This window comes from Sphaerisporangium viridialbum, assembly GCF_049674955.1.
GTDB classification, from domain to species: Bacteria; Actinomycetota; Actinomycetes; order Streptosporangiales; family Streptosporangiaceae; genus Sphaerisporangium; species Sphaerisporangium viridialbum.
On sequence record NZ_CP187232.1, the window covers coordinates 6,122,476 to 6,134,534 of the forward strand.

Below are 12,059 nucleotides of genomic sequence, written 5' to 3' on the forward strand. Positions count from 1 at the left end.
GACCGCGTAATAAGCGGCGGCCACGAAAAGACAGTTCGCGTCCCGGCCCGCGGAGGCGGATCCGCGCGGGCGTTCAGGGACGAGCCGGCACCGCGACGAAGGGGGCGTCCGGTGCGAGGTGCACGACGTCCCCCGCTCTGACCACCATGGCGACGTTCCACGCGAGCATCGCCTCGCGCAGGGTCCGTCCGCTCAGGACGACGAGGCTCCCGCCCGTCCCGATCTCAGGCAGGCCGAGCCGGTCGGCGACGGCGGGCGACGGGCAGGCCGTGCGCAGGACCTCGCGCTCCCCGAGTCCCGCCTCCAGCAGCAGCCGGATCTCGTGCGCCGTACTCGCACCCGGCCCGACCCCCCGTTCCGTGAGCGCTGTCGGTGCCGAGCGCGACGGCGACGCCGGCCTGGTTCATGACCTTCACCATTTCCAGCATCGCGGCCATCCCGGCGTCGAGGACGTGCCGGTCCACCGAGCGCTGGCGGCTGAAGATCCCGACGAGCCCGGTCCCCGCCTCCTCGGTGGTCATCAGGGCGAACGGCGTCAGCGTGGGGACCGGGAGAATCCGGGCAGGGTGCCGGTGCCCAGATGGCAGGCGACCCGCAATCCGGCCTCGTGGGCGGCGCGTACGGCCGGTTCGACGAGTTCGGGGGGAAACCCGTAGTAGAGCTTCATGCCCGCCGCCCCACCGGCGGCCAGGTCGCGGAGATGCTCGGCGATCTCCCCGAAGTGCCGGATGCCCGTCGCCCCGAGCGCGGGCGACAGGTGCGGGTGCAAAGGCGCCTGGTCGAGCTGGCCGCCGAACGACACGACCTGCGGTCCCTCGGCGCCGCCCCAGGCCCGGGTGAGCGCGACCTTGCCCCGAGGTCCCGTACCGTGAGCACGCCTGCCGCAGTGAAGCCGGCGGCCGCTTCGGGCGGCATTCCGGTGACGTGCACGTGCGCGTCGGCCAGCCCGGGGATCACCCAGTGCGCGACCTCCTCACCCGGCGTCCGCGGGCCGGGCGTCAGGCTCACGGTCCCGCCGCCGGCGACGCCGACGGTGACCGGACGGTCCTGGCCGCCGTGCGGATCGATCTGGACGGCGGCCAGGGTTCGCGTCCCGGACAGCGGCTCGATCATGTGCCAGAGACCTCGCCGGCCGCCTGCGCCACCGGGGCGCCACCGCGGAGGAACCACGGGGACGGCCCACCACTCCTCACCCGCGAAGTGCTTGCGCTGCCAGCCGGAGTAGTCCTCCGGGCGCGGGTAGTACTTGCCGAATTCCGCCCGCGGACGCTCCAGGACCACCAGGCGGACCATGGGATGCATGCCGTAGACCCCGTCGTGCGTCCATCCGGCCCGGGGCATCCGCGCCCAGCCCAGGTCGGTGATCCGGTCCGCGCCGGCGGCGGCCCACTCGGTCCCGTATTCCCGTGACAGCTCGTGCGGGAAGACGCTCAGAGTCTGGGAGCGCGCGTCGAGCCGCCGCGTGACCTCCTCCCACCGCCGCACCGGATGGAGGATGAGCGTGCGGGTCAGCGGGTGCGCGGAGGGTTCCTCGCCGTCCGCGACGATGACCGCCCAGTCGTGCCCCGACCGCGTCGCCAGACCGAGGTAACCGGCCTCCAGCGTGGTGGCCGATCGATGGGCGAGCGCGTCGCGGTTGGCGCCCACCAGCGGAAACCGGGTGGAGAAGCGCTCCAGGTGCACGGCGAGCCGCTCGACGAACTCCGTCACGTCGCCGCGCACGTAGACGCGCTGGGTGTTGAAGCACGCCTCCTGGTCGTAGAAGCAGGCGTCCTCGACCAGCCGGTAGGCCGCCTCGTCGGGATCGCAGGCGGTGAGGTCGATCGCCGCCGCGCTCCACTTGGGCCCGAACTCGGCCACCGGCACGCCCTCGCGCACGTGGCGTTTGACGTACTCGACCGCCGACGCGCCTCCCCAGACGCAGGCCGAGTCGGCCTCCTTCAGGGCGAGGTCACCGATCGGATCGTCCTGGGGCCAGTAGAGCAGGGACAGCGACTGGGTGATCGGATGGCCGGGGTCCACTTCGAGCATCGTCCTGACGAGCCCGTACGCGCTCACGGGGTCGCGCGACGGCAGCTTGGCCAGCGTCAGGTTGCGGGTGATGACCCCGCGCAGCAGGCTGTACAGGGAGGAGAGCGGCAGGTTGCCGACGAGGTACTGGACGACCAGCCCCCGGGGGAAGGCCCTGATGTGGCACAGCTGGTGCGGCACCCACTCGTCGAGGATCCATTCGTTGCCGAACTCCGCGGCGATCTGATCGTAGGTGTGGAACCTCTCGTTCATGAAGTGGCCGATGGTCGTGTAGTCCTCGGTCATCATGCCGGGCGCGTATCCGGTGACCCGGTGGCCGTACTCCTCGGCGAAACGTCGTCCCTCCGACTGCCCGGACAGCCATTCGTCGCTCACGGCGCCGAGGAAGAAGGTGATCTCGTCGGTGCTCAGGGCGGCCAGGCGGCGGCCTACGGTCCGCCGGGCGCCCGCGACCCGGGCGACGTGCTCGGGTGTCGGACGAGGAGTCCGTACCCGTACACCCGACTCGTAGGTCAGCACCCGCACCTCGTCCGCATGATCCGGGTGGATCAGTTCCCCATTGAGGATCATGGGGATGTCCAGCGTCTCGTAGTTCATCGCGGTGACTCGCCTCCGGTCTTCAGGCCACGGACCCGGCGCGTTCGGGAGCGCCGCCGCCGGCATGCGCGTCCGATGTCCGCGCCGCGCGCCGCGTGCTCACGAGCGTGCTGACGATCTCGTTGAAGGGGGGACGGCCACAGGAGGCGCGTCCGGGGCGATGACGCCGAGCAGGTACCCGGCCGCTCGCTCGAAGAACCGCATCGCCAGGACCGGGTTGCGATAGAGCAGGTGGCCCGCCGCCGGAATCTCGGCGACGTCGGCGCCGGCGGAGGCCGCCACGGCGCGGACCTCGGCGATGTCCACCCAAGGATCGCGATCGCCGGCGACGAAGGAGACCCTCGCGGACACGTCGGCGAGGTCGCGACGGGTGTCGTCAGGAGTCTCGAATCCGTGCCGCCGGCCGTCGCGCACCAGGTCGACGTCGATCGTGTGCCCGAGCACCTGCACGGTCTCCGTCTCGGCGTCCCATTCGGCGCGGTCGTACCAGTCCTCCTCGCACACTTCCCGCACGGTCGCACGCACATGGACCACCGGTACGACGAAGCTGGCGGCGCGCACGCCGCCGCGGCCGCGCAGGGCCCTGACGGCGGCGGGCACCGACAGGCTCATCGCGAACAGCGCGTCGGGCGCGAAGCGGTCCACGGCCTCCCCGACGTCGCGAGACATGCGGGACAGCCGCAGTCCCCGCACCGCCCCTGCCGTGCCGTCGGGCGCGTTGCGAGGATCCACCCGCAGCACCCGGAACCCGTTGTGGGCCATTACGTAAGCGGGGGCGAAGAGGGAGCCGGAGTTCATCCCGAAGGGGGCGAGCATCATCACCGTGCCGCGTTCGGGCCCGGCGGGAGCGTCGACCGTTATCGTGACCGGGCTCCCCTCGACCTCGAAGACCTGCGTCTCGTCGTTCACGAGCTTCGTCCTTCCACATCGAGCTTGAGCGCGCATCCACGGCTTTCGACCCGGTTGACCCTGCGTTCGATCGTCACCGTGTCGCCGGCCGTCCCGCAGGCACAGTGCGCGTCGTACCTCACGGAGCCGAAGTCGTCGGTGAGGATGAAGCACGGATAGCTGACGGCGGTCGGGTCGAGGAACGACAGCAGGCCACCGGCCCCGGACGGCAGGACGGCGAGCGTCCGCGGGTCCCGGGCCATCGCCGCCAGCCAGGGCGGCACGTGGAGGGCGTGGTGCGCGCACTCGAACAGCACCGAGTTCAGCTCCACCATGTTGTAGGTGTCGCGCACCTGGTCGTCGCGCTCCAGTCCGAACGCGTCGGCCATCAGGCTCCGGAAGGCCGCTTTCTCCACCATCTCCCCGCCGCGCCGTTTCCAGCCGCCGATCGTCAGCACCTGGGAACCGGGCCCGAGCCGCAGCCGGGTGTCCTGCGCGGCCACCCGGGCCAGATCGAGCAGGAGCGGCGGCGGGCCCACCAGCAGGACGTTGCGGTCCCTGCCGTCCCGCTGCAGGTCGCGCGCGAGCTCCTCGGCCAGCAAGCGCTCTTCGTCCAGATAGGAACGGCTGGGCATGATGACGCCGACGCCGGCCATCACCATGGCGATCCAGAGGTTCGGAGCGTCGCGGATCGTCGGACCCACGTTGAACACCGCCCGGTCGAACGTCTCGGAGCCGAGGATCTCGCGGTCGCCGATGGCCACCGTCCCGAAGAACCGCATCAGCGTGGCGTCGCACCGCGGGACGGTCGAGACCGTGCCGAGAGTGCCGCTGCTGGTCGTGTCGGTCAGCGGCGGAGTCCCTCCCTTCGAGAGCACGAGGGCGGGATCACGCTTGAACAGGACCGTGGGCAACAGGGGCACGCGATCGAGAGGGAGCTCCGGATCGTCCTGGTCGGGCAGGCCCTGGCGTACGCAGTAACGGTCGTAGGCGTCGTTCGTCTCGCGATGCGACCGCACCGCCCGCCAGACCAGCTCGGCACGGCTGAGCGGCATCTCCTCCGCGCAGGACCGGTAGATCCCGTCGCGCCCCAGTACGACGTCGATGGGATCGGCGGGCGGGACGACTTCCGTTCCGCCGGTGCTCACGACTCGCCCCACTCGGGCACCGCGCGCCGGGGATCCCGCTTCAGCACCGCCGTACCGCACAGCTCGCAGTCCGGATTCCTGGCGACCTCCACGAACCTGTGGCCTCCGTAGTCCGACACGTCGAAGGTGGCGAACCCGTCGAGGGTGCGCGCACGGTCCATGCCGCTGAGGAATCGCGTGGCCTCCCAGACCACGACGCCGGCGGAGATGGCCTGACGCGGCGCGAGCGCCGCGAGGAATCCCTTGCCCGCCCACAGCGGGTTGGACACGGAGTTCTCCTCGCCGATGCGGTAGTCGGAAAGCAGCACCGGCCACGCGCAGCGGACGCACGCCGTCTCCCCCGGCACCGTGAGCGGCCCGATGCCGTGCGTGATGGGCATGTTCAGGGCCGGGACGCCGGCGGCGAGGGCCGCTTCGGCCGCGGCTCCGGGCGCGTTGCCGAACGAGGGCAGGTACGGGAACGCGTTGATGACGAGATCCACACCGTCGAGGAACGGAATGAGATCGTCGGGCTCGTTGATCCACAGGTCCAGCCCCGTGTACCGGATATCGGGATCGGCCGCCCGCAGCGCGGACTCCGCCGCATCGACCTTGAGACGGCCCACGTCAGAGCGTCCGTACAGGGCCTGCCGGTGAAGGTTGCTCAGCTCGATGTGGTCGGGATCCACTCCGACGATGTGCCGCACGCCCAGCCTGGCCAGCAGAAGCGCTATCCAGCCGCCGAGCCCGCCCATGCCCAGCACCATCACGCAGGCGTCCTGGAGCCTGCGGTTCATCGCGATGCCGGAGACCGCGTCGGTTTCGAAGTAGCTCATGAACCGGATCTGCCGGTCGTAGAGGTCCTTTCCGGACAGAGCCATGACGTCGTCGCCGGGCACCCGCCGCACGACCGCGCCCAGCTCCTCCAGCCGCCTCAGCAGCGCCGACGCGATCGGTCCGTCCGCGCCGGCGAAGGACTCGCCGGCCTCACGCCCGTCCGGAACGCGCACGCCCTCACTCAGCCGGCGCAGGACTCCCCGGGCCGACCGGTCCGCGTCCCGGACGCGCAGCCGCTTCGGGTGGAGGGGGGACGACACCACTACGTCGTCCCCCTCCTCTTTCCATGTCCAGCCGGCCTGCAGCCGGACGGTGGTCTCAGTCATCCTTGTCTCCGGAGAGGTGGGCCGGCCCCATGGTCAGCGTGTAGACGGGGGTCTGGCGGACGGGGTCGAGGCGGAGGAGGTCGCAGGTGTCCTGGTCGCGGGTCGCGGGAGTGGGCAGCGATCCGAGGCCGAAGCCGAAGCCGAAGCCGACCAGGATGAGGCGCTGCGCGATCCGCCCCGCCGCCATGTAGATATGGCGGAGCGCTCTCTCGTGGCGGTACCGCCACTGGTACTGCTGGAAGTCCGCGACCATCACCAAGGTCCACGCGGCCGTCTCCGGGCCGCGCATCCCTACGAGGACCTTCACCATTTCCGCCCGGTGGTCGCCATGCGCGACGGCGGTGAGGACGTGCTCGTCCAGCGAGTAGTGATAGATGCCAGGATCCAGCCCCTCGGCGGCGTAGTTGACGACATAGAAGTCGAACGGAGATCCGTGTGACCGCAGCCAGTTCAGCGGGTCGTCCTTCGGCAGTTCCCGGAGTGCGCGGATGTCGTCGAGCCCGTGATGCAGGACACCGCTCAGCTTGTCGAGGCCCACCGGGTCCGGTGTATAGCCCCGCACCGTACGGCGGGCCATGAGCAGCCGCCCGAACGTGCGGTCCGCGGGCGGCGCCGGCGGTGCGGGCAGCGGGACGCGGGCCCCTTCCGGCTTCACCCGGGGCCGGGGTTCCCCGCGCCGCAGGTACTCGCTCAACGCCGAACGCCGGGCGGCTCCCTGCGGATCATCGGAGTCCCTGAAGTTGTGATGCCGGGACCACAGGTAGTAGCTCAGCGACGGGTGCCATCCCCGCTCCCACCAGCGCCGCATCATGGCGAGCCGGTCCGGTCCGAGCTCACCGGCCGGCAGCCAGCCACGCCGTTCGAACTCGGTGGTGAGCCTCTCGGCGCGGTCCACGTCTTCGGGCCGACCGGCGGAGGGAAGCAGGGCGTTGACCAGGCTCTCGACGTCGACAGCGGCCCGCCGGTGATTGATCGGATCGCTGATGACGGCGAGTCCGCGAGGTGGCCCGCGTCATTGTGAACGGTGCGGAACGTTCTCGGTTCTCGATATCGATACATGTTCCGGGAGAAGACACAGGAGAGCACGATGACGGCGGAGATGGCGTGCTCGAGCCGGTGGAACTCCACGGGGAACATCGCGGCGAACTCCTCCGGGCTCGGGACGTCCGCGCGCACGGTCTCCAGCCGCGGTCCCTCCGGCAGAACGTGGTAGGTCCCCGCTTCGACTCCTGGGACGTCGAACACGATGACGTACCCCTCACACGGATGCCGCGCGCCTCCCGAGGGACTTGTCCTGCGCATCATGGGGACGCGCTGCCAGCGTCCGTTCTGGATCTTTCCTATCTCCCCGAAGGTGAGCGAGAGGATCGCGAACAGGGCGTCTTTGTCTGGCTTGCGATGGGGAACCGGCATCAGGGCGTCGGCGAGAGAGCCGGGAGCCAGTTCGGGCGATGGGGCGGGAAGATCCAGGCGAGGCGCGCCGTCGTAGTATTTGTACCGGATATCGTCCGGCTCTTGCTCGACATATTGCCGCATTCGCGCCGTGTCGATTATCCGGCCCCCTTCGGCGTAGTCCAGAAAGGGGTAGTCATAGGTGCCGGCGTGATATTCCGCGGCCTCGACCCAGCCGAACTCGCTCCATTGGCGCCGCACCTCGCCGAAGCGTTCCTGTCGCTCGGCGGCGGGAACGGCGGCATCCTTGATCAGGCCGATGTCCAGCAATGTCCCGATCAGCCTGTCGGCCTCTGACCGGGTTATTCCGGTCTTCGACGCGACGTCGCCGGCCAGCGTCTCACGGTCCCGGCCCGCCGCGAAGCACAACTGATGGAGAAACCGTCAGTTCCATATGCTCTTCTCCCGGGGGCGGATGCACGCCCGCATGGCGCGTCCGAAGGAGGGCGGGGCCCTGGACCGCCATCCGACGGCATGGCCCCGCGGTTCGACCAGAAAGCGTCAGCAGTCCTGGAGAAGGGCCGGAACGAAATCGGCCTCCTCGACGACCATGCTCTCCTGGACCGCGACGATGGTCTCGCGCTGCGTGTCCATTGCCATCGCCTCCTTTCGGTGTTCATCGGACGGTTCGGTCCCGCCCTGTCAACGATGCACAGCCTCGTTTTCCGCGCCCTGGACGCCAATGGGGAATGCCCTATACCCGCTGAGGGATATCCCGACGATCCGCCCGGGAGACCCATACGCCGCCCCGGGTCACGCCCGGCGGTGGAAGCGGCGCCCGGCCGGGACGAGCCTCGTCTTAAGTGAGCGACTAGACGGCGTGTGGAGACTCCGTCGCATGACAGCCAGAGCGGCCTCGATGCTCGACACACGGCCTTCTGTCAACCGGCGGCCACCCTGCGATGGGACCGGGCCACGGTGCCGATGACACGACGGGGACGGCTCGCACCGCCGGCCCTCTATCAGGGGCTCACAAGGATCGCACGGCACCTGCCGGCGCTCCTCACCGGGCACCGGCCGACGCGACGGGGCCTTCTGGCCGCCTCGCTCCACGACCCGCGGCTCCGCCGCCGGCGAGCTTTGGACGCGGCGACGGCGGTCCTGCGGCTGACCCTTGAAAACGCACGCCTGCACGAGGAGCTGCACAAGACGCGTGACGAAGTTCGGGTCTCACATGGCCGGCTCGTCGCCGCGGTCGACGCCGAGCGCCGCCGCATCCAGCGGGATCTCCATGACGGGGTGCAGCACAGACTTCTGGCGATCTCCATGATGGTCCAGCGATCGGTGAACAGGCCGCCGGGAGATCGGCCCGACCCGCGGCTCGCCGACGCGGCCGCGCAACTCGTCGAAGTGATCAGGGAACTGCGCGAGACCGCCTGGGGGATATATCCCGCGGCCCTTGCCGAGCAGACGCTGTGCGTGGCCGTGGAGGAGCTGGCCGAGCGCGCGCCCATCCCGGTGACCGTAAGCGTCCCTGCGGTGCGCTGGGCGGAACATGTCCAACAGCCCGCCTATTTCATCATCGCCGAGGCGCTGAGCAACACCTACAAGCACGCGAACGCCACGCGGGCGGGGGTCAAGGTCGAGCAGCGCGACCGGCGCCTGCTGATCGAGGTCACCGACGACGGCACCGGCGGCGCCGACGCCACCAAGGGCTCGGGCCTGCGTGGACTCGACGAGCGGGTCAAAGCGCTGTCCGGCGTTCTTCGGCTGGAAAGCCCCCTCGCCAGGGGAACGCGAGTAGTAGTGGAGCTGCCATGCGCATAATGATCGCCGAGGACTCCGGCCTGTTCCGCCAGTTGCTCAGCGAGGTGCTCAGCGAGAACGGGCTCACCGTCACGGGCCAGGCCGCCACCGTGGACGAGCTGATGCGTCTGGTCGACGCCGCTCCCCCTGACCTCGTCATCCTCGACATCCGCCTCCCACCCGGACAGCGGGACGAAGGTCTGTGCGCGGCCGAAGTCCTCCGGGTCCGTTATCCCCGCACAGGGCTGCTGGTCCTGTCCCACTACGGGGAGACCGCATATGCCATGCGCCTGCTGTCGACCGCTCACCATGCCGTCGGGTACCTGATCAAAGACCGGGTCCCGGACGCGCGTGCTCTCCTCGATGCGATCGACCGCATCGCCCAGGGCCATGTCGTCATCGATCCGGAAGTCGTCGGACGGCTGGTGAAGCGCCGTCGCACGGTCGATCCCCTTCACCGCCTCACTCCCGGCGAGTGCGAGGTCCTGTCGCTGGTGGCGGAGGGTTACTCGAACGTCGCCATCGCCGGACGCCTTGCCTACAGCGTGAAGACCGTCGAGAAGCGGATAACAGCCATCTCCCACAAGCTCGGCCTCGCCGACAACGAAGGGCGCGCGGACGTCAATGTCCGCGTCCTCGCCGTTCTCACCTACCTTCGCAGCGGGCTGGGCCGGGAGAGCGGTGTGCACCTGGCGAGCTGAGGGGCGTCGACGCGGCACTTACCAGAGTCCCCGCGCCACTTCATCCCGCCGGCCGCATGAAGCTGAACATCCGCGACTCCGCCTGCGCATCTCCGCCACGAGGATCGGCCCCGATAAGGGGTCACTAGTGATTCACAAGGACGGCGTGAGTTCCTGGGCGAATAGCGGACACGGCTCAGCCGGCGTCCGAGTGCTCAGATTTTGTCCACTATACCGGGATCCCCACCTGTTTCGTGCTCCCGCATTTGAAGAGGCCCACACGGCACAAGGAGTTCGGAGGTTGAAATCATGCTCGATGAGATCCTGGAGATAGGCCGTAGGTCGGTGGCCGTCGCCTCGGCGCTGAACGAGTTTCTCAGGGAATCCGAAGGCTGGTTCAGCCGGCAGCGGCTGACACTGGGGTACGACGAAGACATCTCAGGTTGGGTCCGTCATATGCGGACAGCAGTGCAAGCCGATGGCATAAATCCTACTTTCGATCCAGAGCGCAGTCCCATTTCTCCATGTAACAGCTACTGGTTGGATGTCAAGGACTGCAGCGGAGGAACCGTTGCGTGCATCGCGGTGCGGATGGTCCACACTGACGACTTCGTCCGGCACATAAGCTCCATGAGGCTGTGGTTCGATCCGCTCCCCACGGGAATGGGCGGGCCGCTGGATCTCGTTCTGCCTCCGGATACGCCGGTCATCTCCGGCGCGGTGGCACACTACGGTGGACACTGGGTCCACCCGAGCTGGCGGGGAAAGGGATTACCGGGCGTCTTGCTCCCCTTGGCCAAGATACTGACGATCGAGCTGTTCAGAAGCGACTGGGACACGGGAATCGTGTTCTTGAAGAACGCCCGCAAGCAGGACCTTTTAGCCGCGTACGGTTTCGCGAGGACAGAGCTTTGCTATTCCGGTTCATTTCCTCCGGCGAATCGCGACGACACCCTTTTCCTCACCTATAGCAGCCGGGAACAGACGTTGAGCGCCTTGCCAAGTGCGATCACGAGGCTGCGTAGGGAGCCGCTTCCGTCCTGAGACCTGGTCAGGACGGTCAACGTCATCGCCCGTGACACCGCCGGCGCCGTCTCCTGGGCCTCCCCTCCGCTGACCTTCACCACGGCCACCCGCATCGTGGGTCACCGCCGTAGGGGCCGGGAGCCGGGTGAGCGCCGGCCGCTGAGGCGGATCAGCAAGGGGGCGAGCAAGACCATGGTGAAAAGCCGGAAGCTCTGCACGCCCGAGATGAGCGAGACGTCGGCGTGGGTGGCGACGGCCGTGGCGAGAACGGCGTTGATGCCGCCGGGAGTGGTGGCGAGGTAGGCGTCGGCGAGAGGGATGTGCTCCATGGTGGCGAGCAGCCACGCCAGTATGGCGCAGGCGGCGCTGACCGTGATCGTGCAGGCCACGGCCAGGGGCAGCAGACGGCCTACACGTGCCAGGGCGGGACGGGTGAAGCGCAGGCCGATGTCCAGGCCGATGACGGTGAACAGGACGGTGCGCAGGAAGCCGGTGGGAGCGAAGCCCTCGACCGTGCCGCTGAGGGTGAGAGCGGCGGTGAGCAGCATAGGACCGAGGAGTGCGGGGCTCGGCAGGCGTACGGCGCGGCCGATCAGGGTGCCGGCGAGCGCGACGGAGGCCAGCAGGATCAGCCCGACGCTTTGGTGAGCGCCGGTGACGACCGGTCCCAGTTCGCCGTCGGTGTCGAGCAGGGGACTCGCGGCCGAGTGGGAGGTGAGCAGCCAGCCCACCAGGAGCGGGGCGGTCGCGGCGACCATCGCGACGCGCAGGTACTGCAGGAAGGCCACCAGGCGGCCGTCGGCGTGCAGATCACCGGCGATGGAGACGACAGCGGCCGAGCCCCCGGCCACCATCCCGAGCGTGGCGCTGGGCCAATCGATATGCCCCATACGTGCCATGACGGCGGCGGCGCCCAGGCTGAGCAGGATGGTGGCCGCGGTGACGACGGACAGAGGGAGCATGGCCGCGGCGGCCTGGTGCAAGCCGGCCGGATTGAGATAGCTGCCCATCAGGACTCCGAGCGCGGCTTGGCAAGCGCGGTTGAGCCCGCCGGGAACCTGGTGGGCGATGAGCCCCAGCACCGCGAGCGCCAGACCTGCCAGCAGCGGGGTGAGCAGATGAGGAGCGGGCAGCACCGGTTCGGCGATCTCACCGGCGGCGAACGCCGCCAAGATCAGCCCCAGCCAGCACACCCAGCGCCGGTAACCAGCGGAGGCGGACAGAGGCGACACGCGCCTGGAGTTCACACCTCGGAAGGTTCCGCCCACACTGCCACGCTATGAAGACCTATGGATGGCACTCGACGCCGCGTCTGGCCCTTCGCCAAATCTTGGCCAGATAATGGATCT

The 12,059-nt window shown here is 69.2% G+C and carries 12 protein-coding genes; 3 read left to right on the forward strand and 9 right to left on the reverse strand.

All coding sequences use genetic code 11. The features are described 5' to 3' along the window. Positions 1-224: 224 nt before the first annotated feature. The 8 genes from ACOZ38_RS27460 to ACOZ38_RS27495 form a co-directional block, all read right to left on the reverse strand. Entirely contained in the window at positions 225-521 is a 297-nt protein-coding gene (locus ACOZ38_RS27460) for a hypothetical protein (protein ID WP_424534043.1), read from the reverse strand. Positions 522-535: 14 nt separating this feature from the next. Further along, a complete protein-coding gene (locus tag ACOZ38_RS27465) occupies positions 536-667 on the reverse strand; it encodes a hypothetical protein (RefSeq protein WP_424534044.1) in 132 nt (43 codons plus the stop codon). Continuing rightward, a complete protein-coding gene (locus tag ACOZ38_RS27470; RefSeq protein WP_424534045.1) occupies positions 664-2,628 on the reverse strand; it encodes an acyl-CoA reductase in 1,965 nt (654 codons plus the stop codon). Before ACOZ38_RS27470 ends, ACOZ38_RS27465 begins: the two co-directional genes overlap by 4 nt. A 99-nt stretch (positions 2,629-2,727) precedes the next feature. Next, positions 2,728-3,537: a hypothetical protein gene (locus ACOZ38_RS27475; RefSeq protein WP_424534046.1), complete on the reverse strand. Its 810-nt coding sequence runs from the start codon at positions 3,535-3,537 to the stop codon at positions 2,728-2,730. Continuing rightward, positions 3,534-4,664 (reverse strand): hypothetical protein, encoded by a 1,131-nt coding sequence (locus ACOZ38_RS27480; RefSeq protein ID WP_424534047.1) that lies wholly within the window; start codon positions 4,662-4,664, stop codon positions 3,534-3,536. Before ACOZ38_RS27480 ends, ACOZ38_RS27475 begins: the two co-directional genes overlap by 4 nt. Next, complete coding sequence (locus ACOZ38_RS27485; RefSeq protein ID WP_424534048.1) at positions 4,661-5,806, reverse strand: ThiF family adenylyltransferase; 1,146 nt, start codon at positions 5,804-5,806, stop codon at positions 4,661-4,663. Before ACOZ38_RS27485 ends, ACOZ38_RS27480 begins: the two co-directional genes overlap by 4 nt. Continuing rightward, entirely contained in the window at positions 5,799-6,701 is a 903-nt protein-coding gene (locus ACOZ38_RS27490; protein ID WP_424534049.1) for a SagB/ThcOx family dehydrogenase, read from the reverse strand. Before ACOZ38_RS27490 ends, ACOZ38_RS27485 begins: the two co-directional genes overlap by 8 nt. Next, the gene (locus tag ACOZ38_RS27495; protein ID WP_424534050.1) at positions 6,614-7,627 is read right to left on the reverse strand and encodes a hypothetical protein; all 1,014 of its coding nucleotides are present in this window, start codon (positions 7,625-7,627) and stop codon (positions 6,614-6,616) included. Before ACOZ38_RS27495 ends, ACOZ38_RS27490 begins: the two co-directional genes overlap by 88 nt. Positions 7,628-8,182: 555 nt before the next feature. Between ACOZ38_RS27495 and ACOZ38_RS27500 the strand changes: the two genes are divergently transcribed. The 3 genes from ACOZ38_RS27500 to ACOZ38_RS27510 all read left to right on the forward strand — a co-directional run bounded on the left by ACOZ38_RS27500 (position 8,183) and on the right by ACOZ38_RS27510 (position 10,728). Further along, positions 8,183-9,025, forward strand: a complete 843-nt coding sequence (locus tag ACOZ38_RS27500) for a sensor histidine kinase (RefSeq protein WP_424534051.1) — start codon at positions 8,183-8,185, stop codon at positions 9,023-9,025. Continuing rightward, positions 9,016-9,705 (forward strand): response regulator, encoded by a 690-nt coding sequence (locus tag ACOZ38_RS27505; RefSeq protein ID WP_424534052.1) that lies wholly within the window; start codon positions 9,016-9,018, stop codon positions 9,703-9,705. Before ACOZ38_RS27500 ends, ACOZ38_RS27505 begins: the two co-directional genes overlap by 10 nt. Before the next feature lie 288 nt (positions 9,706-9,993). Next, complete coding sequence (locus ACOZ38_RS27510; protein WP_424534053.1) at positions 9,994-10,728, forward strand: hypothetical protein; 735 nt, start codon at positions 9,994-9,996, stop codon at positions 10,726-10,728. A 101-nt stretch (positions 10,729-10,829) separates the two neighbouring features. Here ACOZ38_RS27510 and ACOZ38_RS27515 read toward each other — a convergent pair whose 3' ends face one another. Next, positions 10,830-11,942 carry an AbrB family transcriptional regulator gene (locus ACOZ38_RS27515; protein WP_424534054.1) on the reverse strand — a complete coding sequence of 371 codons (1,113 nt, stop codon included), beginning with the start codon at positions 11,940-11,942 and terminating at the stop codon, positions 10,830-10,832. Positions 11,943-12,059: the final 117 nt, after the last annotated feature.

Excerpts from the sequence above, each read along its gene's own strand:
- ACOZ38_RS27505 (WP_424534052.1), top strand. The coding sequence starts at position 9,016 with ATGCGCATAATGATCGCCGAGGACTCCGGCCTGTTCCGCCAGTTGCTC.
- ACOZ38_RS27460 (WP_424534043.1), bottom strand. The coding sequence starts at position 521 with ATGACCACCGAGGAGGCGGGGACCGGGCTCGTCGGGATCTTCAGCCGC.
- ACOZ38_RS27500 (WP_424534051.1), top strand. The coding sequence starts at position 8,183 with ATGACACGACGGGGACGGCTCGCACCGCCGGCCCTCTATCAGGGGCTC.
- ACOZ38_RS27485 (WP_424534048.1), bottom strand. The coding sequence starts at position 5,806 with ATGACTGAGACCACCGTCCGGCTGCAGGCCGGCTGGACATGGAAAGAG.
- ACOZ38_RS27510 (WP_424534053.1), top strand. The coding sequence starts at position 9,994 with ATGCTCGATGAGATCCTGGAGATAGGCCGTAGGTCGGTGGCCGTCGCC.
- ACOZ38_RS27465 (WP_424534044.1), bottom strand. The coding sequence starts at position 667 with ATGAAGCTCTACTACGGGTTTCCCCCCGAACTCGTCGAACCGGCCGTA.
- ACOZ38_RS27470 (WP_424534045.1), bottom strand. The coding sequence starts at position 2,628 with ATGAACTACGAGACGCTGGACATCCCCATGATCCTCAATGGGGAACTG.